General features: G+C 35.6%; 21 protein-coding genes. 12 read left to right on the top strand and 9 right to left on the bottom strand.

Going from position 1 to position 24472, the window contains the following annotated elements:
- Window positions 1-10 precede the first annotated feature (10 nt).
- Together kynU and C245_RS0108470 are read left to right on the top strand one after the other, a co-directional pair.
- Window positions 11-1288, top strand: a complete 1278-nt coding sequence (gene kynU / locus C245_RS0108475; RefSeq protein ID WP_017496162.1) for a kynureninase — start codon at window positions 11-13, stop codon at window positions 1286-1288.
- Between the two features lie 184 nt (window positions 1289-1472).
- Window positions 1473-1925, top strand: coding sequence for a glycine zipper family protein (locus C245_RS0108470; protein ID WP_017496161.1), 453 nt, complete (start codon window positions 1473-1475; stop codon window positions 1923-1925).
- A gap of 57 nt (window positions 1926-1982) precedes the next feature.
- On the opposite strand, the gene C245_RS0108465 is transcribed toward C245_RS0108470, so the two are convergent.
- Window positions 1983-3794, bottom strand: a complete 1812-nt coding sequence (locus C245_RS0108465) for a hypothetical protein (protein ID WP_017496160.1) — start codon at window positions 3792-3794, stop codon at window positions 1983-1985.
- Window positions 3795-3923: 129 nt separating this feature from the next.
- The gene (locus C245_RS0108460; RefSeq protein WP_017496159.1) at window positions 3924-5486 is read right to left on the bottom strand and encodes a hypothetical protein; all 1563 of its coding nucleotides are present in this window, start codon (window positions 5484-5486) and stop codon (window positions 3924-3926) included.
- 116 nt (window positions 5487-5602) lie between these two features.
- On the opposite strand from C245_RS0108460, the gene C245_RS0108455 reads away from it, so the two are divergent.
- A complete protein-coding gene (locus tag C245_RS0108455) occupies window positions 5603-7993 on the top strand; it encodes a penicillin acylase family protein (protein ID WP_017496158.1) in 2391 nt (796 codons plus the stop codon).
- A 288-nt stretch (window positions 7994-8281) separates the two neighbouring features.
- Here the strand turns inward: C245_RS0108455 and C245_RS0108445 are convergent, their stop codons facing one another.
- From C245_RS0108445 to C245_RS0108420, 6 genes are all read right to left on the bottom strand, one after another.
- On the bottom strand, window positions 8282-8725 hold the full coding sequence (locus C245_RS0108445) for a hypothetical protein (RefSeq protein WP_017496156.1): 444 nt from the start codon (window positions 8723-8725) through the stop codon (window positions 8282-8284).
- A gap of 206 nt (window positions 8726-8931) precedes the next feature.
- A complete protein-coding gene (locus C245_RS0108440; protein WP_017496155.1) occupies window positions 8932-10395 on the bottom strand; it encodes a serine hydrolase domain-containing protein in 1464 nt (487 codons plus the stop codon).
- A 358-nt stretch (window positions 10396-10753) separates the two neighbouring features.
- Window positions 10754-12283 (bottom strand): serine hydrolase, encoded by a 1530-nt coding sequence (locus tag C245_RS0108435; RefSeq protein WP_017496154.1) that lies wholly within the window; start codon window positions 12281-12283, stop codon window positions 10754-10756.
- Between the two features lie 80 nt (window positions 12284-12363).
- Entirely contained in the window at window positions 12364-13158 is a 795-nt protein-coding gene (locus tag C245_RS0108430; protein ID WP_017496153.1) for an AraC family transcriptional regulator, read from the bottom strand.
- A 29-nt stretch (window positions 13159-13187) separates the two neighbouring features.
- Window positions 13188-13745, bottom strand: a complete 558-nt coding sequence (locus C245_RS0108425) for an HD domain-containing protein (RefSeq protein ID WP_017496152.1) — start codon at window positions 13743-13745, stop codon at window positions 13188-13190.
- A gap of 64 nt (window positions 13746-13809) precedes the next feature.
- Window positions 13810-14403 (bottom strand): GNAT family N-acetyltransferase, encoded by a 594-nt coding sequence (locus tag C245_RS0108420; RefSeq protein WP_017496151.1) that lies wholly within the window; start codon window positions 14401-14403, stop codon window positions 13810-13812.
- A gap of 219 nt (window positions 14404-14622) precedes the next feature.
- Between C245_RS0108420 and C245_RS0108415 the strand changes: the two genes are divergently transcribed.
- Window positions 14623-15963 carry an NAD(P)/FAD-dependent oxidoreductase gene (locus tag C245_RS0108415; protein WP_017496150.1) on the top strand — a complete coding sequence of 447 codons (1341 nt, stop codon included), beginning with the start codon at window positions 14623-14625 and terminating at the stop codon, window positions 15961-15963.
- A 114-nt stretch (window positions 15964-16077) separates the two neighbouring features.
- Here C245_RS0108415 and C245_RS0108410 read toward each other — a convergent pair whose 3' ends face one another.
- Window positions 16078-17595, bottom strand: coding sequence for a helicase HerA-like domain-containing protein (locus C245_RS0108410; RefSeq protein ID WP_017496149.1), 1518 nt, complete (start codon window positions 17593-17595; stop codon window positions 16078-16080).
- Between the two features lie 379 nt (window positions 17596-17974).
- On the opposite strand from C245_RS0108410, the gene C245_RS0108405 reads away from it, so the two are divergent.
- From C245_RS0108405 to C245_RS0108370, 8 genes are all read left to right on the top strand, one after another.
- Window positions 17975-18799, top strand: a complete 825-nt coding sequence (locus tag C245_RS0108405; RefSeq protein WP_017496148.1) for a MotA/TolQ/ExbB proton channel family protein — start codon at window positions 17975-17977, stop codon at window positions 18797-18799.
- Between the two features lie 52 nt (window positions 18800-18851).
- Complete coding sequence (locus C245_RS0108400; RefSeq protein ID WP_017496147.1) at window positions 18852-19478, top strand: biopolymer transporter ExbD; 627 nt, start codon at window positions 18852-18854, stop codon at window positions 19476-19478.
- Between the two features lie 19 nt (window positions 19479-19497).
- On the top strand, window positions 19498-20055 hold the full coding sequence (locus C245_RS0108395) for a biopolymer transporter ExbD (protein WP_017496146.1): 558 nt from the start codon (window positions 19498-19500) through the stop codon (window positions 20053-20055).
- Window positions 20056-20092: 37 nt separating this feature from the next.
- Window positions 20093-20893 (top strand): energy transducer TonB, encoded by an 801-nt coding sequence (locus C245_RS0108390; RefSeq protein WP_017496145.1) that lies wholly within the window; start codon window positions 20093-20095, stop codon window positions 20891-20893.
- Window positions 20893-21123 (top strand): hypothetical protein, encoded by a 231-nt coding sequence (locus C245_RS24535; RefSeq protein WP_017496144.1) that lies wholly within the window; start codon window positions 20893-20895, stop codon window positions 21121-21123. Before C245_RS0108390 ends, C245_RS24535 begins: the two co-directional genes overlap by 1 nt.
- 2 nt (window positions 21124-21125) lie before the next feature.
- Window positions 21126-22043: a PstS family phosphate ABC transporter substrate-binding protein gene (locus C245_RS0108380; protein WP_017496143.1), complete on the top strand. Its 918-nt coding sequence runs from the start codon at window positions 21126-21128 to the stop codon at window positions 22041-22043.
- 17 nt (window positions 22044-22060) lie between these two features.
- Window positions 22061-23728: a tetratricopeptide repeat protein gene (locus C245_RS0108375; protein WP_017496142.1), complete on the top strand. Its 1668-nt coding sequence runs from the start codon at window positions 22061-22063 to the stop codon at window positions 23726-23728.
- A gap of 100 nt (window positions 23729-23828) precedes the next feature.
- Complete coding sequence (locus tag C245_RS0108370; protein WP_017496141.1) at window positions 23829-24461, top strand: 7-carboxy-7-deazaguanine synthase QueE; 633 nt, start codon at window positions 23829-23831, stop codon at window positions 24459-24461.
- Window positions 24462-24472 lie beyond the last annotated feature (11 nt).

Genomic DNA, 24472 nt, shown 5'->3' with positions numbered 1-24472 from the left:
CAAAAACACAATGACTTTTCAAAATACACGCGAATTCGCGAAACAACTCGATTCAGAGGATATTTTAAATCACTATCAGGACCAATTTATATTTCCAAAAGTTAACGACAAAAGAGTGATTTATTTCACCGGAAACTCTTTAGGATTGCAGCCAAAACGTACCAAAGCTTATATTGATGAAGTAATGAACGATTGGGCAGATCTTGCCGTAGAAGGTCACTTTTACGCCGAAAAACCATGGTGGGATTATCAGGAAAGATTCGCCGGACCCCTGAGTAAAATAGTGGGAGCTTTACCTTCCGAAGTAACAGTAATGAATACTTTGACTGTAAATCTTCATTTGTTAATGGTTTCTTTTTATCAGCCAACCGCAACCCGTTACAAAATCATCTGTGAGGAAAAAGCATTTCCTTCAGATCAATATATGTTTCAGAGTCAGGTACATTTTCATGGTTATAAAACAGAAGATGCGATTGTAGAAATTAAACGCCGTGAAGGAGAACATAATATTCGCCTTGAAGATATTCTGGCCAAAATTGAAGAAGTTGGAGATGAATTGGCTTTAGTGTTAATAGGAGGAGTAAATTATTATACCGGGCAGGTTTTTGATATGAAAACCATTACCGCTGCAGGTCAAAAAGCAGGAGCAAAAGTGGGTTGGGATCTGGCACATGCAGCCGGAAATATTAAACTACAGCTTCACGATTGGAATGTAGATTTTGCTGCCTGGTGCAGTTATAAATATATGAATTCAGGACCGGGGAATGCTTCAGGCTGTTTTGTACATGAAAAACATCACAACAACCCGGACTTACCAAGATTTGCCGGATGGTGGGGACATAACAAGGAACGTCGTTTTAAAATGGAGCCTAATTTTGATCCGGTTCATGGAGCAGACGGTTGGCAAATTAGTAATTTACCAATACTTTCCTTAGCACCTTATTTGGCTTCCGTTGAAATGTTTGCTGAGGTTGGAATGGATAACCTGATCGCAAAAAGAGATAAAATTACCGCTTATTTAGAGTTTATCCTACATGAAATTGATAAAGAGGTAAAAGGAAATTTTGAGATTATAACGCCTTCAAATCTTAGTGAAAGAGCTTCTCAGCTTTCTGTTTTTCTACATGGAGAAGGAAGAAGCTTATTTGATTACCTGATGAAAAATGGCGTGATAACAGATTGGCGTGAACCTAATGTAATCCGTCTGGCACCCGTTCCGTTGTACTGTTCGTATGAAGACATGTATGATTTTGGACAGATTCTTAAAAAAGGAATTTTAGGAGAATAAGTCAAAGTATAATCCCGTGCAGATTCAAATAGATTGAAGTAGTTTTTTAAAATCATTTTAATCATTATAATCTGTGGCGAAACAGAACCTTCAAATTCTATAAGTTTTCTGCAAAATCCTGTAACCTTCCAGAAAAAAGTTCTTCCTTACTTTGTAGTGTAATAATTTTTTAAACTACAATCTCATGAAAGCTTTATATATTTTTATAGCTGCGGTATTTCTTGTTTCTTGCCAGAATCAGGGAAAAGAGGATATCAATAAAGCAAAACAAGCTAGTATTGATTCGATGAAAGTTGAAATCAGTAAACAAAGAGTTATTGATTCAATGAGAACGGAAATGGCAAAGATCAGAGAAGAGCAAAAGGTAGAGGCGCAACAAAAGTTAGAAACACAAAAAGTAGTCGTGGTCAATCAAAAAGCTGACGTAACCCCGACTGCAACACAAACCACTCCCAAAAAGAAAGGCTGGAGTTCAGCTGCCAAAGGAGCTGTAATAGGTGCCGGAGTAGGAGCAGTGACAGGAGCCATTGTTAGCAAGAGAAAAGGCGAAGGTGCAATAATAGGCGGTTTAGCCGGAGCAGGTGTTGGAGCCGGAACCGGAGCTATTATCGATGGCAGCAAAAAGAAAAAAGAGTAAACGATAAAACAGTTTTAAAATAAAACCGCCGATTTAAATTTTAAATCGGCGGTTTCTTTATACCAACTCACAAGTTGGAACTTTAATTGTAGCCAGTTCCAGTTTGTAAAAATCGAATTGGTATTTGATTTTTTCGGGATCTTCCTGAAAATAGAAAGAAGACGAAAACAAATTTTCATAATAGGCAATTCCGTCTAAGAGATTAGCTTTAAAAGCAGTCCATTTCTTTAATTGGGCATTGGTGATTTCTCCCGAAATATTATTTATTTCATTCCTAAAGTAGTCGATATACATTTTTAATTCCTTTACAAACAGATTAGGCCTGTTATTAGCCCTCAGAATTGATTTATTTCCATAAATATGTGCCAGCATATCAGACAAAGAAACTTCTTGATCAAAATAGGCCATATTAGGGCCTGGGCAGATAACAACTCCCTGCGCCTGACCTTTTATCTGAATATTATTTTCTAAATAAGATGCATTGGCCAATCCGACGCATAAACAGGCTTTTTCGGTGATCGAAAACTTCTCTCTCTCGTAAGCTTCCTTCGAAAGACTATTTTTTTTAGCGTCTAATTCTGCCAGTTTAATGTCCTGAAATTTCTTCGATGCTGTGCAAATTCCATGTGGATCATATTCCTTACTCAAGGCCAGGAATTTTTTCGGGCAGGAACTTCCAGCTTTATTTTGCTCGATTCTTTTTTGCTTTAAAGCCTCATTTGTAGTGCCTTTTAACGTGTTAAACGGAACTCCCAGTGGAGAAATGTGGCTCAGATACAAGTCTTTTTCTTTAGCATCCATTAATAATTTACGAGTCGCGGGGTCTACAGAAGTTGCTTCGGGAACCAGTAAAAAAGGAGATCCCCATCCTACAGAGTCCACTTCGTAATTTTGCAATAAAAAATCGTGTTCTTCGGCAGTACCTACGCCTCCCTGAACCGTAATTTTCAAAGGCAATGGTGCTTGAGGGACATGAACTTGTTTTTGCTGTAATACCTTTGTCATCAATTCATGTGCAGACTGAATAAGCTGATTCTTTTTCTGCCTGAATTCTTCTAAAATCGGACCTAGTAAAAGACCTTCAGTGGCAAAAGCATGTCCGCCGCAGTTTAGTCCTGATTCAATTCGGTATTCAGAAACCCACAGGCCCTTTTTGGCCAGGAAATTTCCCTGTATCATAGCCGATCTGAAATCGCTGACTTTTAGAATGATTCTCTTTTTAAGCTCGTTTTTACTATTGGGAAAGAAATCTGAAAAATTTTCAAAATAGCTGTACAATCTCGGATTCATTCCGGCAGAAAGTACCACCGAAGATTCAAGATCACTATTGGCAAAACCTCGCAAAGCAGCATGAGCATCATTAAATTCAATCGGAAGCTGTTCGTTTTTTTCAAAATTATCTTTGTCGATTTTGGTCATGATATTCACATCAATACAACCGGGTGAAAGATGTGATTCAATGTAGTTTTGGATATTTTCTTTAAAAGAAATCCCGTCCTCCAGTAAATTCTGAAACCCCTTTTTGATGTCGGAAGTATTCGGTAACATCGCAATGTAGTTTTCTAACGCAGTTTTACTTTCGATTAATTCCGTTTTAAAATTTTCAAATTTCTCTTTCACAATTTTATCGACCAAATTGAGATATGAAGTAATGCGCTGTGCCCTGTAGTCCTGAAATTTTTGACTTATCTCTTCGTACGGAAAATTAAATTTAGTACTGTAAAAATTACGCATCTTCTCAATCAGATCATCATCAGCGATAGAAATTACAGACGAAATACCAAATTGTGCCACTCGAATCGGACTGTCAATTGTATATGCGAGACCCATTACAGGAATATGAAAAGTGTGTAACGATGGTTTTGCCATTTGTTTTTAAATTAAAATAAAAGCAAATGTTGGGAAAATAAAATTCAAAAAACCTGATAAATATCAGGTTTGCAGATTATTATTCCTTTGACCTTATCCGAAATGAAACTCTTCAGAAGAATAAATAAGTTAAATTAAAATTTGGGTAAAAGACGCTGCAATACTTCTCCATAGAAAATTGTAAAAAGATTTTTCGGGAATTCGGTCCAATTCAACATCAGCAGTTTTAGATGTTGCTCCCGAGTCATCTTTGAGTACTAAATTGGCAACTGCAGTTTTTAGTTTCGCTTCCTTTTCAGGATGTTTCTTTTTAAAGAGTTTTACTTTTAAATTTTCATAGTCCAGCAAAGCGTTTCCTTTAACGTTATCATCGTTTCCGTAAAAATCAAATTGATATTTATGGAATTTGCCGGTAAAAGTAGTGTTGATGTAAGGTTTGGTAAAACGTTCCATTGCGGCAACATTGAAACGGGAGATCGTTCCCTCAATGTGAAAACTGTCTTTAGGATCGAGAACATTAAAACTCCAATCAACATGTAAAGGAGACGTTTTCATGAAAAGGCAATTGATTTTAATTTTCACATCAGCAGTTTTCTTTAAAGCAAAACCGCTTTTCAGATGGATAGCCTGCAAATTGAAATTGTCAAAATTTAGAATCCCGGGACCTTTTGAAAAGTCAATTTCTTCCTCATAAACCAATTTTGATTTTAAAATCTGGATCGTATCAATCTGCAGAGGAAACTTAATTTTTCGCAATAAGGCATTGTAAAGATATTTTTTACTCAAATCATCTTTCGGTATCTTATTGCGATAGATATTAGCGTTCAAATGATGAGCAACCAATGAGTTGGCTTTGAAGAAAAATTGCTCTTTTTTAAAACCCCAATCCATTTTTTCAATGTCAGCTGAATCCAGTTTTAGCGTATAAATATCTTTCTCTTTGTCGAGTTTTTGAACAAATTCTTTTCGATTAAATTCAGGCAAATAAGAAAAATTCTTAAGTCTTAGAAATTGATTTTCGCTGCTGATTTTGCCAATATTCAGGCGATAAAAGGCATTGGGTTTAAAATATAAACTATCACAGACCAAAACATACTTTTCAAAATGCAGGGGGATTTTTTCTTTTAAAGTAGTAGCAGTAACCAAAATTCCTTCGAGCTTTAGAATCATTTTTTTGATGCTAAAAATAGGTTGGTTATGGTTCAGCGAAACCACATCAACACTTCCTTCGTTTAAATAGATATTGGAAACCGCAATTATTTTTTGAAAAGGGGCTATAATTTCTGTCTGAATACTTCTGCTATTGTTTAAAAGCTTATCCCCTTTTTTATATAAAATGACGCGGGGTTTGTTGATGATGATACTTTCGGCTTGAATAATATCGCGGAAGGCCAGATCCCAAATGTTAAAATGACGAATCGTAATGGATTCAATTTTGGAGTAGATTCCGTTTTTAGTTTTGCTGTTCTGAAGTTGATTTTTGGGATGGATCAGTAAGGTTTGCGCATTGATGCTTCGGCTCCATAATGAGACTTCGATTTTTTCGTACTGAATCGAATAAGCAGTTTTGTTTTTTTCGTGTACAATAAGAGGCAATTGTTTTTTTATCCAATAGTTGAGGCCCATATCGAATAAAATCACAAAAAAAAGGACTGAAATGATACCGATCGCTATTTTTTTATAGATTGACATTTATAGTATTGATTTTAAATACATAAATTTAGACTTTTAAAAGAGATGTTTCTTACAGGATTTTAAATTTAAGTTACATCATTGCAAAATCATTTATCATTATACGTTTCATAAATATGAGAAAAATTAAAAAAATTCTGTTGGTTTTATTGGTATTGATTGTTATTCTTGGAATTGGTCTTTGTGCCTACATCTTTCATCTGAAGCCTAAATATGAAGGCGAAGTACAACTGAAAAACCTTCAGAAAGAAACCACAGTGTATTTTGATGATTTTGGAGTGCCTCATATTTATGCCGATTCTGAAAAAGACGCGATGACGGCACTTGGTTATGTTCATGCGCAGGAACGATTATGGCAAATGGAATTACTTCGAAGAATTGCACCCGGAAGATTATCGGAAATCTTTGGATCGGTTGCACTAAAAAATGATAAATTTTTCTCCGGAATCGGTATAGAAGAAGCTTCGGCAAAAGCCATAGCAAAATTAGATCCGAACAGTCAGAGTTATAAAATGACCATGGCTTATCTGGACGGGATAAATCAGTACATGGAAGAGGGAGTAACGCCAATTGAGTTTACCCTGGTAGGAGTGAAAAAAGAAAAATTTACCATAAAAGATGTGTATAATATTTTTGGTTATATGTCTTTTAGTTTTGCAATGGCGCAAAAAACAGATCCTTTGTTAACTTTTATTCGGGATAAATACGGTGTTGAATATTTAAAAGATTTAGGGATCGAGGGGGAATTTAATACCACCAGGATCAAAAATTCAAAAGAGAATATCGAAGAATATACCACCATTTCAAAGTCAGTAGCGGCATTGCTGGAGAATTCACTTATTCCTCCTTTTGTGGGAAGTAACAGCTGGGTTGCGGGTCCCACTAAAACGAAAAGCGGAAAAGTGATTTTTGCGAATGATCCGCATATTAGCTTTTCACAGCCTGCGACCTGGTATGAAGCGCATTTGATAACGCCGGATTTTGAATTGTACGGCTGTTATCTGGCCGGAACACCTTATCCGTTATTGGCGCACAATCGCAATTATGCTTACGGACTGACAATGTTCGAAAATGATGATATCGATTTTTATCAGGAAAAAAACAAAGAGGGGGATTCTAATCAATATCAGACACCAACAGGTTTTGCGGCTTATACGTCGATTAAAAAGACGATAAAAGTAAAAGATACGTCAGATGTAGTTCTGACGGTTAAATCAAGCCGTCACGGACCTATTATGAATGATGTACTGGATCGTTTAGGAAAAAAGAATCCTATTGCAATGTCATGGGTTTATACACAACAGCCCATCCAGATTTTAGATGCCGTTTACGGACTTTCGCATGCTAAAAATAAAGACGATTTCAGAAAAGCAGTTTCGCTTGTAGCGGCACCGGGTTTGAACGTGATGTATGGTGATGCTAAAGGAAATGTGGCATGGTGGGCAACCGGAGCACTTTATAAACACGATAAGGGAGTGAACACCTTTCTTATTTTGGATGGTGCCAGCGGTAAAGACGATATTAAAGAGCATTTAGATTTTTCGAAGAATCCTTCTGCCGAGAATCCAAAATGGGGTTATGTGTATTCTGCCAACAATCAGCCTGAGGCTATCGATGGTTTTTTATATCCGGGATATTATTTGCCGGAGGATCGTGCCAAAAGAATTTCAGGTTTAATGGATGCAAAATCAGATTGGGATAAAGAAGCCATCAGTAAGATGATTTTTGATAATACTTCACTGGTTTCACCGGGAGTGGTGCAACGTTTAATTTCGACTGTAGCCGGAAGTTCGCTTTCCGCAGAAGAAAAAGAAGCGATAAATGCTTTGCAATCATGGAAAGGAACCAATAATACGGAGGATGTTGGACCAACGATTTACAATAAATGGGTTTATCTGTACCTGAAAAATACTTTTGAAGACGAAATGGGAGCCGATAACTTTACTTTGTATCTTGATACCTCACTGGGAAAACAAATCATTGCAAGACAAATTCAGAATGAAAATTCCGTTTGGTGGGACAATATCAAAACCAAAAATGTAAAAGAAACCAGAAGTGATATTGTTTCAAAATCCTTCCATGAAGCCATAGCGGAACTTCAGGAACAATTTGGGAATCAGGTCGCAGATTGGAACTGGGGTAAAGCACACACCGTAGAACATGAACATCCTTTGGGTAAAGTAGCAGCTTTGCGCAGTTTGTTTAATGTAGGGCCATTTGCAGCTCCGGGATCGAATGAAGTAATAAACAATCAGTTTTTCGGATTCAATAAAGAAGGAAAGTATCACGTAAAAGGCGGGCCATCAACCAGAAGAGTAGTGGATTTCTCTGATATCGAAAATAGCTGGAGTATTTTGCCAACAGGACAATCCGGTAATCCGTTTAGTAAACATTATGACGATCAGGCCGAGATGTACAATGCCGGTAAATTCAGAAAGATGAAACTGAACAAAGAAGAGATCATTAAAACATCCACCAAATTAGTTTTGAAACCAAAAGCGAAGTAGTGCTTTTGGTTTTAGGTTTCAAGTTTCAGGTTTCAAGTTCCAGGTTTCAAGTTTTACATTCAACATTTCACTTATACCTGCCGGGAAATAGTTTTTTAGTTTTAGGATTGCTGATTTTACCGCAAAGTGCGCAAAGTCTTTTCGCAAAGATTCGCAAAGTTTCTTTTGCGTTTTTATGATTACATCTTTGTCAAAGTGTAAGCTTTGACAAAGATTAAAACCTTAGCAACTCAGAGCCTCAGAACCTAAAAAGAACCTCTGTCACTCTGAGCCTTTGCAACTCTGAACCTATTTATACCTTCCCCGAACAATATCATTTGCAAATATTTCGAGATTATAACCCAGTGCATCGTTGGTAACCATGACATTGGTTGTTTGATAAACAGTATCTTTCTGATAGGTTTTTAAAAGTGTTTCCAATTCTATTTCATTATAAAAAGCAAACATATTATAAACGGCGTCCCGGAAGTTTTTGTAGTCGATACTCTCCGTTATTTCAATCGTTTTTTGATCGTTCCATTTTTCTTTAAGGGCCGCTTCGCTAATAGTTGCCAGACAAAAATCGGTCACATAATTTTTGTAACGGGCAGCCTCGACAATTTTATCAATGATAATTTTGTTTTGCTGACTGGGCATCGGGACGGTCTTGGTTGAGGTTTGAGCATTACCAGTAAGCGGAATAAACAGACATAGTACGAGTACTAAAAGAGTTTGTGTCTTTAATTTTTTCATAGGTTAAGTAAAAACAGTTCACAACAATTATTGCTGTAAATCACGTTGATTTGAGGGTTTACTATTGTTTTTTTGGGCAGCGCTAAAATAGTTCTTTTAATGCTAAATTATCGAATATGACTGTTAGAAATTGTAACAAAAAAAACTCTGCTAAAACTGATTTTAAATCAATTTTAGCAGAGTTTTTTAAAGAGGACTGCTGAGAGTTATTTTGTTTTGTTTTTTGAAATTTCTTCTAAGACCTTTTTCCCGTTTTCATTTGAAGGATCTAGTTCCACCGATTTTTTATAGTTGGTTATCGCTAAATCTTTATTTCCATCTGTCAGATAGGCTTCTCCTAAACTATCATACACGTTTCCGGATTTTGGAAAAGTCTCCGCATTAATTTTAAAAACTTCAATTGCTTCTTTCTTTTTTCCGCTTTGCAGCAACTGATAGCCGGCTTCGTTCATATCGTTTTCTTTAATAACAAAAGTGGGATCATTCTTTAGTTTTTTATAAGTATCCATTCCGGCTACTAATCCTTTTGTAGAGAAAACATCCAATAAATCAATTGCCAATGATTTTCTGGCAGGTTTATAAGGCTGGTTGTATAAAATAGCACGAATAGCAGTGTTCATTTCGCCCAAAACAGTATTGCCTGTATTGTTAAGTAACACCACTAGAATTTTATCGGCAGGAACACGTGAAATGAGCGTGTTAAATCCGTTAATTCCTCCACCGTGCTCCGTAATTTTTACTTTGTCTTTACTGCCATTATTAGCTTCTGAAATAAACCATCCGTAACTGTAAAAATCTCCCCAGGCTTTTATATACGGTTTAAAAAGAGAGTCCATCGATTTTTCTGAAAGCAATTTAGTGGTATAAAGCGCCTGATCCCATAAGTATAAATCTTCGACAGTAGAATATAAAGATCCCGCCGCATATGGAATACTCATGTCAATGAAAGAAGAATTGACAAAATTTTTGCCTTGTTTTTCATAACCCGCAGCTCTGTTTTTAAGGATAACTTCACTATGATCAAAACCTGTATTTACCATTTTTAAAGGAGTAAGAATAGTTTCCTGCAAATATTGTTCGTAGGTTTTACCGGTAACTTTTTCGATAATATACCCCAAGAGGAAATATCCGGAATTACTATAGTTAAATTTTTCACCTGGTTTGAATTCCAGAGGCAATTTGTTAAATGTTTTTACAAAGTCTTCCGGAGTATAATGATTGCGGCTTTTATCTCTTAGAAAATTTGGTGTAGCGGTATAATTTGGAATTCCTGAGGTATGTGTTAGTAAGTGATGCAGTGTTATTTTATCGCCGGTTTCTTTGGGATAATCCGGTAAGTAAGTCGTGATAGGAACGTCCAGTTTTAGTTTTCCGTCGTCCACTAATTTTAAGATTAAAAAAGCGGTAAATTGTTTGGTGATCGAGCCCAATCTGAATTTGGTATCAGACTGATTCGGAATATCCCATTCCATATTGGCTGAGCCGAATCCTTTTTTAAAAATTACCTTTCCATTTTCGGCAACCAGTGCCGAACCATTAAATTGACCATATTGATTGTAGGTAGTTAATAATTGGTCAATTTGTTTCGCTTTGTCCTGTGCGGAAGTAATGTTCAAAGCGAAAAATAGCAAAAGAACGCTAAGAACAACTAGTTTGATTGGTTTCTGCATATTGATTGATGGTTAAGGTTAGTAAATCAGTGATTGATTTTTGATTTGATGATTGAAACTCTTTAATCTGTTCAGGATTATGTCGTTGTCTTTTGTTAGACGACGAATTTTTAATTATGTTTCAGAATCAATCCTTTTTTATCTTTTTCTTAACACTCTTGCGGGAGAGCATAGACCGGGAACTGCCAGGAACCACCACTATTTATAGGCCTATGCTCATAACTAACAAATTTCTTTTAAATCAATAATAGGTTTATGCAAATAGAACTTCACTTAAAAATAACACAATAAGAATACATAATTTTACCATAGATTTCCGAATAATGATTATATACACATCACTTTTTTGAATTAAGATTTACTTGGTTTCAATCTCAATTATTTTCTTCCCTTTTTCACCCATATAATGTGTAAGGATTTTTTCGTAAACCTTATATCCATCATCAACATTGGTAAAAATAATCAGACCTTGTTTGGTTTTTGGAAGTAACAGGAAAATCGTCTGAACCCCATTGTCAGCTCCGCCATGTGACAAAGCAAAATCGTCATTTCCTAAATCATAAATCTCAAAACCTAAACCAAAGTATTTGTTCTTTTTAGTTTGAACCTGATGTGCCGTCATGTCTTCATAAACTTTTTTGCTCAAACCGTCACTGTTCATCACACTGCATAGAAATGTCCCGTAATCTTCAAGGGTTGTGAGCAAGTCATCGGCTGCACTTGCTGTTTTATTTTTGGTAGGCTCGTAAGCATTCCCCTTATTGTCGTAACCAGTGGCATATCTCGAAACATCGGTTATGGCGCCCCAGGTAAATTTGGTGTCATTTATTTTTAACGGTTTAAAAATCAATTCATCCGCTAATTGATCCAGTGATTTATGAAACTTTTTTTCCAGAGCCTTTCGCAAATATTCCATGCCTTCTCCCGAGTATTGGTATTTTGTTCCGGGTTTGAATTTGAAATCTAATTTGCCGGATTTGTTCATATACCTCCAATTCGGAAAACCGCTTTGATGACTTAAGACAATTCTCGTGGTCAATAATTTAGTATTCGGATCATTTGCGATATCCGGATCTGTCCAGTATTTGTATAGAGGCTCGTCGAGATCCCATTTTCCGGAACTTACCAATTTTAAAGTGACTATGGCAGTAATTGGTTTAGTAAGAGAAGCCACATTCCAAATGGTATTGTAAGGTGCAGCAACTCCTTTTTTAAGTTCACCAAAAACTTTTACTTCCTGTAGTTTCCCATCATTGATCACGCCAATACCCAGTGCCGGAACATTATTCTGAACCAGCCATTTTTTAATGGCAGCATCGTTGTCAAAGATATCCGATTGGGTGCCCGCTGTATTGGTCTCCTGATGATCGTAGCTAAGGGATCTTTTAAGTTTCCATGTCCCATTTTCTAAAATCCATAGGTGAGTAAATCGTGCAGTACTGCCAAATTTCTCCTTCACGTCTGCAAGAGATTCATTTTTTCCTGCTGATTTTTCGTAAAACTGATGAATTCCCATTTGAATGGCACCATATAACACGCCTTTTTGATATAACGGATAAACTTCGGTGCTGCCAGGAACCAGGTACCTTCTGGCTTTGTAAGTTTCAACCGATTTACATAAGCCTTTTTTGAGATTGACTAAAAAGAGAGCCTTATCCGAGGGACCGTCCTTGTCATGATAAAATTCAAAACTGTCACTGTAAAGATTTTCAAACTGGCTAATGTCACAGGTATTAAAGCCAACATTAAAAAGAAGACTGTCTCGTGACATAATGATCTTGTACAATTCGGAGTTTTTTTCTTCCTGAGAAAACCCGGTTTGGAAGTGGAAAAGTAATATTCCAATTAAAAAAACTTTTAGCGGGAAAATAGATGGATTGATTTTCATTTTATATTTGGTTTGATTGATTGATGATTTTGCAATAGTACTGCAATCTAAAACCTAAAAATTGTACAAATGCGAAAATCTTATCTTTTTTTAGAAAGAAAGTACAAACTGGAATTGAATGTTTTTGGAGTTGTTTTCATAACTCCTTTAAATTGTTTTATAAAATGCGACTGGTCAAAATACTTATTGTAAAGAGCAACCTCTGTCAGACTGAGTTTTTCCGGGTTCGAATGCACCATTTGATCCACGGATTTTCTGAACTTCAGAATCTGAATGTATTTTTTAATCGTAAGTCCGGTCGCCGTTTTAAACTTCATTTGCAGCAATCGCTGAGAGACCTTTAAAATCCCGCTAATTTCGGAAACCGAGATTTCTTCGTTGTGAAGTCTGATGATTTCGCAGATTTTTTCGATACTATTTTTCTCTGAATGTAAAGCAGACAATTCTTCAAAATAAACATTTATAGCCCGCAATAAATTTTCAGTAACAGCATCAGTTTGTATTTTAAAGGGAAGCTCTTCGGGATTAATCCTGATAATCGAATCGCTAAAATGGCTCAAATCATATTGAGGAAACATCGAAAGCGTCCAGGGCTGGAATTGAATGATGGTTACTTTGGTCTTAGGTCTTATGTTGACCAAAACCTTGTTCGTCATTTGCGAACAAAAGTAAAATCCTTCGTTCATCTCATATTTTCGCTTACTGGTGTGTACTTCTATTGATTCGCCACTAATAAGAGCGAGATTAAAGCAGCCGTTAGGTAAAACGAGCTTGTTTTCAATTGTAGTTTCGCCAACGTAATTATCCAGACACCAGATTTTGGTAACAAACCGCTCGCTTTTTTCGCTTACATAATGTTCTGAATAGAGGTTCATTTTGAGATTATGTTTGGATGAGTTGTGACCTATGATTTTTCGACGGTACAATACAGTAAATAATTTTGAATTCTTTCTAAAAGTCTTTTTTCTAAATAAGCGTTGCCGTCTTTAAGTGTATTTAGTATTTGTATCGCTTGTTTATGATATTCTTTTATCTTTTCCACACTCCAGTCTTCTGGCGGAACCTGTAAATTAGTTATTCTGTCAGCTAATTTCACAGCCCAGACCTCTTTTGATAATGCTTTAATTCGGGCCAGACTATCGGTCATTCTTTCTTCTTTAGGTATTTTAGAATTCTTGGTTAGTGCCAGGACGGCCTGAGCAATTTCTTCATCAAATTCCGCTGTAAGTTCTTCAAAAGTAGTTACTGTATCTTCTAGAATATCGTGAAGTAATGCAATTTGAATTGCAAATGCAGTATTAAAAGACGTTGTGTTTTGCGAAGCAAATAGAATTTCCATGGTTACATTGCTTAAATGAACAACATAAGGTAAATTGGTTCCGGGAATTACCTGATTCTGATCGGCGTGTCTTTTTGCAGCAAATTTTAGGGTTCTTTGATAGATAGTCTGTAATTCAGTCATAGAAGAGGTACTTTAGAAGAAGCTAAAATACCATTTTTCTATCACAATAGTTGAGGCGCTTTTCCTATATAAATTCAGGAAAGTAATTCGTTTTAACTGCTTGCCACTCTTCGGAAATAATACTGTAATACACATCATCTTTGCTTTTCCCTTCCGAATCGATATAATTGTTTCTGAAAAGACCTTCTTTGGTTGCTCCCAGTTTTTCAATTGCCCGTTGTGACTTTCTGTTTTCAAGATCAGCGCTGAATTGTATTCTTCTGAATTGAATAGTTTCAAATCCAAAATTTAACAATTCAAATTTACAGGCTTTGTTTAAACCGGTTCCCTGAAATTTTTCCCCGTACCAGGTCCATCCAATTTCACATTTCTGACTAGTATGATTCAGGTAGCCGTATCTGGTGCTTCCTGCAACCCGGTTGGTAGCTTTGTCAATGATTAAAAAAGGATAACAAATCCCGGCGGCTTTTTGCTCTAGAGTATTTTGAATGTAATTTTCAAAATCTTTTTCATCGCGAACGTACATGCCCATGTATTTCCAGATCCCATCGTCAAAAATGATTTCTTTGAGTTCAATGTTTCTTCGGCTCTCAAACGGAATTAATAGTACTTTTTCGTTTTCCAGAATAATTTCTGATTGTAAAATTGTGCTGTCCATGATTCTGATATATATTAAGGTAAAACCGAAAGCGAATGTAAGAGTTTAAATTTTTTAGATAAATCGAATAAAATAACATTTTGTTATATTTTTAAATTAACTCTGAATTCTGGCAAAAATCGAAACGGTTGTGAGTAGCTACAGTAAATAATTGATTTATTTTAAAGCTTATGTACAATTATTACTTATTTTTACGATCTTATATTTAGATTTTTCTTGATGCAAACTCCACTAAATATTGCTGTTGTTGGTTCCGGATTAGTAGGATCACTCTTGGCGATTTATCTTAAAAAAGCAGGTCATACCGTTCATGTTTATGATCGTAGTCCCGATATCCGTAAAATTAATTTCTCAGGTCGTTCTATAAATCTGGCAATGTCAAACCGGGGCTGGAAAGCACTTGACGGCGTTGGTGTTGGAGATGCCGTTCGGGAAATCGCTATCCCAATGGACAAACGAGCCATTCATTTGGTGGACAAACTCAATTTTCAGAACTACGGTCAGGAAGGCGAGTCCATTTATTCCATTTCCAGAGGAACTTTAAACCGGAAAATGATTGATCTTGCGGAAGAAGCCGGTGCAGAATTTCTTTTCGAACAAAAAATCTGGGACGTAACGTTAAATGATGCTACCTTACATATAGGTGAAACCGAAAGAGGAGAGTGGGAAGAGAAAAAATACGATATGGTTTTTGGTGCCGACGGTGCTTTCTCGAGAATACGACACAGAATGCAGCGTCAGAGCATGTTCAATTATTCCCAGGAATTTTTGAATATGGGGTACAAAGAACTAAACATCCCGGCAAATGCAGATGCTTCCCATAAACTGGATAAAAACTCTTTTCATATATGGCCACGTGGTGAGTACATGTTAATTGCACTTCCTAATCTCGATGGAAGTTTTACCTGTACTTTGTTTATGCCTTTTGAAGGCGAAAATTCATTTGCATCGCTTACAGATCGTAAAATGGTTGAAGACTTCTTTTTGAAGAATTTTCCCGACTCGATCGAAGTAATCCCCGAACTGGCAAATGATTTCTTTAAAAATCCAACCAGTACTTTGGTAACCATGAAATGTTTTCCGTGGACATACGAAGATAAAATTGCTTTAATCGGAGATGCTTGTCATGCCATTGTTCCATTTTACGGACAAGGAATGAATGCGGGTTTTGAAGATATCACCGTTTTAAGTGAAATGATCGGGAAATATGGAGACGACTGGAAGAAAATCTTCTCCGAGTATCAAATTTCACGTAAACCGAATGCCGATGCAATTGCCGAATTGTCTTATCGAAATTTCATGGAGATGAGTACCAAAACGGCCGATGAAAAATTCTTATTGCAAAAGAAAATCGAAAAAGCATTCTCAGATAAACATCCTGATAAATGGATTCCGCTTTACAGTCGCGTAACCTTTAGCGATCGTCCTTATTCCGAAGCTTTGGCAATTGGTGATTTTCAAAATGTAATAATGGAACAAGTTTTACGAATAGAAAATATTGAAAACATCTGGAACAGTCCGGAAGTAGAAAATAAAATACTGGAATTATTGCAAAAATAGATCAATTACAATAGCAATATCAAAAAGCAATGTCAAAAGTCAATTTAAAATTAGCATTGACATTGCAATTGATTTTTGATATTGACATTGGCATTGCCATTGATTTTTGATAGGTTATTTTTTGAATATTTTTGATAAAACTCCAAAAACACCTCTTATAAAGGTAGCGCTGGTAACCACTTTTAAAACCGATTTACCAACTACACTAGCTGTGCTGGGTTCAGATTTAGATGATTTTGTCGGTGTTTCTTCTTCCTGTTCTGCAGCTGCCTGAGTGGCATCTTCGATTTTTTTGTTCAGAATTTCGTAGGCACTCTCTCGATCAATTTCTTCAAGGTATTTTTTTACGAGTTTCGATTTACTATTGATTCCCTCAATTTCATCAGCCGTTAAAACATCCATTCGGCTCATAGGCGCACGCATCATAGTTGCTACAAGTGGAGTAGGGACTCCCTTTTCATTTAATGCCGTTACTAAAGCTTCACCAATTCCTAAACTGGTTAGTAACTCATCTGTCTTATAATAAGGAGAAGTTGGATAATTGTCTGCTGTTTTTTTAATCGCCTGACGGTCATTGGCAGTAAAAGCCCTTAGCGCATGCTGAATCTTTAAACCCAATTGTGCCAATACACCGCTCGGGACATCCATTGGATTCTGAGTTACAAAATAAATTCCAATTCCTTTAGAACGTATTAGTTTTACAATCGTTTCGATTTGTTCCAGAAGAGCCTTGCTGGCTTCATTAAAAATTAAATGTGCTTCATCAATAAAAATAACCAGTTCAGGTTGTACAACATCTCCTTTTTCTGGCATTTGCTGATAAATTTCAGCCAATAAACTCAGCATAAAAGTCGAGAATAATTTAGGTTTGTCCTGAATATCCGTCAAACGAATAATGTTTACGTAACCCTTTCCGTTTTCATCGATTCGCATTAAATCATCAATTTCAAACGAAAGTTCACCAAAGAACAAGTCACCGCCTTGCTGCTCTAATTCTATGATTTTTCTCAAAATCGTTCCTGTGGTTGCAGTTGAGATCTTGCCGTAGTTAGAAGTTATTTCATCTTTGCCTTCCTCGGTAATATAATTAAGGACCTTTTTAATATCCTTTAAATCCAAAAGCGGCATTTTATTATCATCACAATATTTAAAGATAACGGCTACCACACCCGCCTGGGTATCATTCAGGTCTAATATTCGGGAAAACAATACCGGTCCGAACTCTGAAACAGTAGCTCTTAAGCGAACGCCGTTCTGTTTAGAGAGTGACATTAATTCAACAGGAAAAGAAGCTGTATTATAAGGTATGTTTATTTTAGCATGACGCTCCGTTATAAAACCCTCTTCTTTGCCTTCTTCGGCGATTCCACTAAAGTCACCTTTAATATCCATCATCAAAACAGAAACTCCCACATTCGAAAGCTGCTCAGAGAAAACCTGTATCGTTTTGGTTTTTCCGGTTCCCGTTGCCCCCGCAATCAACCCGTGGCGGTTTAATGTTTTTAAAGGAATTTTGACATGAGCTTCTCCAAGTGGTTCTCCGTCCAGAATGGCACTTCCAAGAATAATACTATCTCCCTTCGAAGAATAGCCATTGTTGATATCCTGAATGAAATTGTCTTTTTTATTCATGTTTTTATTTGTAATTTAGATGATTATAAGAGGTTTGCTAGGTTTATTAACATTTTAGGCTGTTTTTCTTTAGTAGGAAAAAACTTTTTTGGGTTAAAAAAAATATAAAAAACAATTTCGCAACTTTTTAAGAAGATATCAATGGAATGTTTGAATATTTACTAAAACGTTGTAATTTTCCCATTATTAGCCCTTATTTTTGTTTTATCTAAAAAATGATATCGGCAATTTAATGAGATATTTTTTAAATTGACGTTAAATTTCCTTCAATTAAATTAAAAAAAGTTTTTTTATTTAAACTAAACGTATAAATTTGCTCCTCTACAAGTTAAATATAACTAAAAAATAAAATTATTTAAAACTATTAAAATTAAAAAAAATGGCAAACGTTAAAGTTAAAAAAGAAAGCACTTCAAACGGAGGAGGAATGATCACTGGAATCATTATTGTAGCGTGTATTTTAGTTGGGGTGTTTATTTGGAAAGTAATCATGGGAGATGCAGCTAACTTTGAAGGAGGAAATCCAGAAACTGGTCACCCTATCAATACATTAGGACAGGTTTATAAAGGAGGTTTTATCGTACCAGTATTATTAGGTATGTTTTTAATGGTTGTTGTTTTTTCTATTGAAAGATTTATTGTTATCGGTAAAGCTGCTGGTAAAGCTAACTTAGATACATTTATGAAAAATGTACAAGGAAGCATTAAAGAAGGAAACATCGAGGCTGCTATCGCTTCATGTGACAAACAACAAGGTTCAGTTGCAAATGCAATTAAATCTGCTTTGATTAAATATCAAGATGTTAAAAAAGAAGGTTTCAACAGTGAAGAAGCTTCAGAAGTAATCCACAAAGAAATCGAAGAGGCAACTTCATTAGAAATGCCAATGTTAGAAAAAAACATGACTATTATCTCTACTTTAGTATCATTAGGAACTTTAGGAGGATTATTAGGAACAGTATCTGGTATGATTAAAGCGTTTGGTGCGTTAGCTTCTGCTGGAACTCCAGACCAGGCTGCTCTTGCAACAGGTATTTCTGAGGCACTTATCAACACTGCAACAGGTATCTCTACTTCAATCTTAGCGATCGTTTCTTACAACTTCTTTACTGCTAAAATTGATGATTTAACTTACTCTATCGATGAGGCTGGTACTACAATCGTAAATACTTACAGAAGATTCAGAGGAAGTTTGAAACAATAATTAATTTTTGATATTATATAATTAATTATTTATCAAAATAAAATAAAAGAGAATGGCTAAAATAAAAATGAAAAAAAAGTCAACATCGACAGATATGACTGCCATGTGTGATGTTGCGTTCCTTTTGCTTACGTTCTTTATTTTGACCGCTACTGCTAAGGTGCCAGAAGCACTTCCTGTAGATATGCCTTCTTCTACTGTTCAAAGTAAATTACCAGATTCTGATTTGGCAATTATTACGATCGGTAAAGGAGCAGACGGAAAAAGCAAAGTGTTTTTTGATATCAAAGGAAGAGAGATTCGTAAAAGAACTCTTGAAGGAATGGGAGCTAAATTTGGTGTGACTTTCTCAGAAGATGATAAAACTAAATTTGCCTTAATGGATGACTTCGGTGTACCAGTAGCAAATTTGAAACAAATTATCGCTATGAAAGCTGCGGATAGAGTGAAAGCTGATCAACCTGGAATTCCAATTGATTCTTTAGACAATCAATTAAAAGAATGGCTTTTGGTTTCAAGAAGAGCCGCAATTGACCTTGATGATAAAGAATTGCAGATTGCGATCAAAGGTGACGCTAAAGAGCAGTATCCACAAATCAAAAAGATTATGGATATTTTACAAGATCAAAAAATCAATTCCTTTAACTTAGTTACAGGTATGAGAGGAAAAGACTTTTAATTAAAAAAGATACACTAAAATGGCTGAATTAAATACCGGCGACGGTGGTGGCGGAAAAGGTGGTAAAGTAAGAAGTAAAAAGCAAAACTCGAAAGTCGATTTAACGGCGATGGTAGATTTGGCATTCTTATTGATCACATTCTTTATGTTAACCACATCGTTGTCAAAACCTCAATCGATGGATTTGTCGTTGCCAAATAAAGATGAAGATCCTACCAAGAATAAAGATATTAAGGTGGATGAGAATCGTACGATGACCGTGATGTTAGGTGAAAATAACAAAATGGTTTATTATATGGGATTGCTTGAAAGTCCAATTGCCGGACCTAAAGACATTGCATATGGTAAAGATGGAATTCGTAAAGAAGTTCTTAAAAGAAAGAAATCAGTTTTAGAATATTCTACAGGTTTAGGGAAACCTAAAAACGGAATTATCGTGATCATTAAGCCAACTAAAAAGTCAACTTACAGAAATTTAGTTGATATGTTGGATGAGATGGCTATCACTGGAGTAGATACTTATGCTATCGTTCCTGAGTTTAGCCCTGAAGAAACAAAATTGATAGATAAAAAATAAGAGTTGTCTTGTTTTAACATCCTAATAATCAAGAAAAATGAAATTAGATATAATTAAAAATCAGTGGCTTGATATCGTATTCGAAGGGCGTAATAAGATATATGGTGCATATGAGTTAAGAAAATCGAACGGTAAGACGACTGTAAAGTCGCTTATTATTGGATCGGTTATTTTTAGCTTTGCTGTTGCAGCTCCTCTTATTGCAAGCTTTTTACCAGATTCTAGTGAAGAAGATGTGAATAATGATATTAAGATTGCGACAGTAAAATTACCTCCTAAAAAAGAGGAAGTAAAGCCAAACCAACCACCACCACCACCACCACCACCAAAAGTGGATCAGGTGAAATTCGTGAAGCCGGTTGTTGCTAAGGCAAATGAAGTTACTGAAGATCCTCCGAAAATTGAGGAACTTAAAGATAAAAAAGTAGGTAACGAAACCATCAAAGGAGATCCGGATGCAGTTTTAACTGTTGATGAGCCAGTTGGTAAAGGGCCAGTTACAGAGATCATTCAGGAAGATAACAATGTTTATAATACTGCAGGTATCGAAGTAAAACCAGATTTCCCTGGAGGAATTGAGAAATTCTACAAATTCGTAGGAAACAATTACAAGACTCCGGAAGAAGAAGGTTTAAAAGGTAAAGTTTATGTTACTTTTGTAGTTGAAAAAGACGGTTCATTAACCGACATTAAAGTTTTAAGGGATATCGGTTACGGTACAGGAGCAGAAGCAATTCGTGTTCTTAAAAAGTGTCCAAAATGGACTCCCGGCGAGCAAAATGGTAAAAAAGTTAGGGTACTTTACTCTCTGCCTATTACTATTCAATCTGCAGAATAATGTTAAAAGGTATACTTAATAATATTCAGAAGAAATCGCTCAAAGAGCGATTTCTTCTTGTTTTAGGAATACTGTTCTTTTTAATATATCTTGTACTCGGTTTAATGATCATGTTTTGGGAAAAACTTCCGCTAAATATGGAGCAAAAGTATAGATATGCTTTTGGAGGATTATTGATAGTGTATTCAGCAATTCGTTTTTTGAGATTAATTAATTCAAACGCAGAATAATTATGTTAAAGTATAGTAAGATTGCAGGCTTGGTTGTTTTTGTTTTTTTGTTTGCCATGTGCAACCAAAAAAGTAAAAACGATAAAGAAACAATTTTAAAAGGAGCAATCGATATTACTGTCGATGAAACTATAAAACCTATTGTGGACGATCAGGTTGCTGTCTTCGAAGGAACTTATTACGATGCAAAGATTACGGTAAAACCTAAGTCAGAAGCTGAGCTTATAAATGATTTACTCAATCAGAAAGCTTCAGTAGTAGTGACAACGAGAGATTTGACTAAAGAAGAATTGGCTAAATTCGAAAAAAGTAAAATAAAACCCAGAGTTACCCCTTTTGCAACAGATGCAATAGCTTTTATTTCGATCAAAGGCAATAATGATACATTAATAGCGTTGAAAACGGTAATCGATTTTATGCAGGGCAAACCTGATGCAAGAATTAAAGGACTTGTGTTTGATAATCCAAATTCAAGTACCGTACGTTATATGAAAGAATTGGCTAAAGTTAAAGATGTTCCTGCAAAAGGAGTGTTTTCTTTTAAAACAAACGATGAAGTCATTAAATTTGTATCTGAGAATGATGGTATGATCGGGGTAGTTGGTGTAAACTGGCTTTCTCAGCCTTCACCAAACATGGCGGAAGTGGTGAAGAAAATAAATGTATTGAGTGTTAAAGGATTAAATAGCAATCAATATTATAGCCCAACTCAAAATGATCTTGCAGAAGTAAAATACCCTTTGGCACGTGATTTGTTTATCATAAATTGCCAGGGTTATTCTGGCTTGGGAATGGGGTTTGCATCCTTTATTGCCGGCGATATTGGACAGAGGATAGTTCTGAAATCAGGTTTGTTACCGGTTAGAACTCCTGGAAGAAAGCTTAAAATAAGGAATCAAATAGTAAAAGATAAAGAATAAATTAATTACAATTAGAGATGAATAAATTTAAAATTTTTAGTCTTGCCTTAGTTGCTTCAGCTACTGTAGTAAAAGCGCAAGATATCAAAGAAGCTAAAAAAGCAATCGATGCTGAGCAATTTCAAAAAGCAAAGTCATTGCTAAAATCAATCATCAAAGCAAAACCTTCTGATGGAGAAGCTAATTTTGTTTTAGGTAATGTATATTTAAATCAGGCAATCATTGACTCTGCTAAAATTTATTATGCAAATGGTTTACAGGCATCAGATAAGAAAAACTTAAATTATATTGGATTAGGTCAGTTGGATCTTGATGCGAAGAATGCTGCTGCAGCTCAGGCAAATTTTGCTTTGGCCGCAAAAGATATGAAGCGTAAAGATGTAGAGGAATTCATTTACATTGGTAGAGCTTACATGAATTCTTCTTCGCCAGATTATACAAATGCCATAGCTGTTTTGAAGCGTGCGTTGGTAATTGATCCTCAAAATGCAACAGCACTTTTAGCTATTGGTGATGCATACTACGGAGCAAACAATCAAAACGATGCTTATAAGGCATACCGTGATGCATTTACAGCTGATCCAACGCTTTTAAGAGCAAAAATGCAGCTAGGAGTTTTATTAAAAGGGGCTAAATCTTATGATGAAGCAATTAAATCTTTTAATGAAGTAATTGCTTTGAACGCTAATTATGGTCCGGTTTACAGAGAGTTAGCTGAGACTTACTATAAATGGGGAAGAAATAAACCATCTACTTCTAAAGTTAACATGCAAAATGCAATTACAAACTACGAGAAGTATTTAAGTCTTACGGATTACTCTTTAGATTCTAAAATGCGTCACGCAGATTTCTTAATCTTGGTTAAGGATTATAAAAGTTTAGAGACTGTTGCAAACAAAATGATTGCTGAGGATAAAGTAAATCCTAGAATTTTCAGATATTTAGGTTATGCTGCTTATGAGAATGGAAATGTAGATGTAGCGATCAAATCTATTGAAGATTATATCAAAGTGCCTTCTAACAAAGTAATTGGTAGAGATTATCTGTATTTAGGTTTATCTAAAATTAAAAAAGGAACTGCTGCTGACGGAACTGTTGATCAGGCTTCTTTTGATGCTGGTATAGCTGATATCAAAAAAGCGATCGAACTAGAGCCTTTAGTGGTTGAAGAATTATCTGATTTAGGAAAAGCTTTGTTCGGGAAAAAACAATTTGCTCAGGCTGCTACTGTTTTAGAGCTTGGAACAACGAACAAAGAGTCTAAAAACTACTTAGATGATAATATTTACTACGGTATTTCTCTTTATTATGCTAACGCAAATAAAACAAATGGAGCTGCAGATGCTGTGGCTTTAGGAAAAGCGGATGTTGCTTTTGACAGAATCTTAGAAGCTTCTCCAACTTATAATGAGGCTTACTTATACAAAGGTAGAATCAACAACTTGTTAGAGAAAGATGATTTAATCATTAAAAACTACGAAGAGTACGTAACAAGAATTACTGCAAAAGGTGCTGAAGAATTGGCTAAGCCAGCTACAGTTAAAAAAGTAGTAGAAGCTTACAATAGTATCGGTGCTAGTTATGCAAATACTGATAAAGCAAAGGCAATTGAATATTTCAATAAGAGTTTAGCTTTAGATCCTGCAAATGCTTACGCTGCGCAATCTGTAAAAGCTCTAAAATAATATAAATTTACAGTCAAATATAAAGCCGATAGTTTCTTTGAACTATCGGTTTTTTTTGTTCCGTATTTAATTGACTATCTTTGCACTTTAAAATAGAATAATGTTATCAAAAGAAATACAATTAGAAGTAAATAAAGGAGCGATGTTGCCTTTGATGGAAGAATTTTATACCATTCAGGGAGAAGGGTTCCATACTGGGACAGCTGCTTACTTTATACGAATTGGAGGTTGCGATGTGGGTTGTCACTGGTGTGATGTGAAGGAAAGTTGGAATGCCGAGTTACATCCGCCAACAAGTATTGATTTAATTGTAAATAATGCATCAAGTCAGGCTGATACTGTTGTGATTACAGGTGGTGAGCCTTTGACGTGGGATATGAGTTTATTGACTCAACAGTTGAAGGATAAAAACATGAAAGTTCATATCGAGACTTCAGGAGCTTATCCGTTATCAGGTACTTGGGACTGGATTTGTCTTTCGCCAAAAAAAAATAAGTTGCCTACTCAAACGGTATATGACAATGCGCATGAGTTGAAAGTAATTATCTATAACAAACACGATTTTATTTTTGCAGAAGAGCAAGCTGAGTTGGTAAATGACAACGCAATTTTGTTTCTTCAGCCGGAATGGAGTAAAAAAGAAGAAATGACACCCCTGATTGTGGATTATGTGATGAACAACCCAAAATGGAGAGTTTCGCTTCAAACGCATAAATATTTAAATATTCCTTAAGGTATCTAAAC

This window comes from Flavobacterium sp. WG21 (assembly GCF_000335775.1).
GTDB classification, from domain to species: Bacteria; Bacteroidota; Bacteroidia; order Flavobacteriales; family Flavobacteriaceae; genus Flavobacterium; species Flavobacterium tructae.
The sequence above is the reverse complement of the archived record's forward strand: the minus strand, read 5'-3'. Positions and strand labels throughout refer to the sequence as shown.

Bases quoted from the DNA above. Each gene is read 5' to 3' on its own strand.
- C245_RS0108370 (WP_017496141.1), top strand. From the start codon at position 23,829: ATGTTATCAAAAGAAATACAATTAGAAGTAAATAAAGGAGCGATGTTG.
- C245_RS0108390 (WP_017496145.1), top strand. From the start codon at position 20,093: ATGAAATTAGATATAATTAAAAATCAGTGGCTTGATATCGTATTCGAA.
- C245_RS0108410 (WP_017496149.1), bottom strand. From the start codon at position 17,595: ATGAATAAAAAAGACAATTTCATTCAGGATATCAACAATGGCTATTCT.
- C245_RS0108460 (WP_017496159.1), bottom strand. From the start codon at position 5,486: ATGTCAATCTATAAAAAAATAGCGATCGGTATCATTTCAGTCCTTTTT.
- C245_RS0108430 (WP_017496153.1), bottom strand. From the start codon at position 13,158: ATGAACCTCTATTCAGAACATTATGTAAGCGAAAAAAGCGAGCGGTTT.
- C245_RS0108470 (WP_017496161.1), top strand. From the start codon at position 1,473: ATGAAAGCTTTATATATTTTTATAGCTGCGGTATTTCTTGTTTCTTGC.
- C245_RS0108405 (WP_017496148.1), top strand. From the start codon at position 17,975: ATGGCAAACGTTAAAGTTAAAAAAGAAAGCACTTCAAACGGAGGAGGA.
- C245_RS0108445 (WP_017496156.1), bottom strand. From the start codon at position 8,725: ATGAAAAAATTAAAGACACAAACTCTTTTAGTACTCGTACTATGTCTG.
- C245_RS0108380 (WP_017496143.1), top strand. From the start codon at position 21,126: ATGTTAAAGTATAGTAAGATTGCAGGCTTGGTTGTTTTTGTTTTTTTG.
- C245_RS24535 (WP_017496144.1), top strand. From the start codon at position 20,893: ATGTTAAAAGGTATACTTAATAATATTCAGAAGAAATCGCTCAAAGAG.
- C245_RS0108435 (WP_017496154.1), bottom strand. From the start codon at position 12,283: ATGAAAATCAATCCATCTATTTTCCCGCTAAAAGTTTTTTTAATTGGA.
- C245_RS0108465 (WP_017496160.1), bottom strand. From the start codon at position 3,794: ATGGCAAAACCATCGTTACACACTTTTCATATTCCTGTAATGGGTCTC.
- C245_RS0108425 (WP_017496152.1), bottom strand. From the start codon at position 13,745: ATGACTGAATTACAGACTATCTATCAAAGAACCCTAAAATTTGCTGCA.
- kynU (WP_017496162.1), top strand. From the start codon at position 11: ATGACTTTTCAAAATACACGCGAATTCGCGAAACAACTCGATTCAGAG.
- C245_RS0108455 (WP_017496158.1), top strand. From the start codon at position 5,603: ATGAGAAAAATTAAAAAAATTCTGTTGGTTTTATTGGTATTGATTGTT.
- C245_RS0108400 (WP_017496147.1), top strand. From the start codon at position 18,852: ATGGCTAAAATAAAAATGAAAAAAAAGTCAACATCGACAGATATGACT.
- C245_RS0108395 (WP_017496146.1), top strand. From the start codon at position 19,498: ATGGCTGAATTAAATACCGGCGACGGTGGTGGCGGAAAAGGTGGTAAA.
- C245_RS0108375 (WP_017496142.1), top strand. From the start codon at position 22,061: ATGAATAAATTTAAAATTTTTAGTCTTGCCTTAGTTGCTTCAGCTACT.
- C245_RS0108440 (WP_017496155.1), bottom strand. From the start codon at position 10,395: ATGCAGAAACCAATCAAACTAGTTGTTCTTAGCGTTCTTTTGCTATTT.
- C245_RS0108415 (WP_017496150.1), top strand. From the start codon at position 14,623: ATGCAAACTCCACTAAATATTGCTGTTGTTGGTTCCGGATTAGTAGGA.
- C245_RS0108420 (WP_017496151.1), bottom strand. From the start codon at position 14,403: ATGGACAGCACAATTTTACAATCAGAAATTATTCTGGAAAACGAAAAA.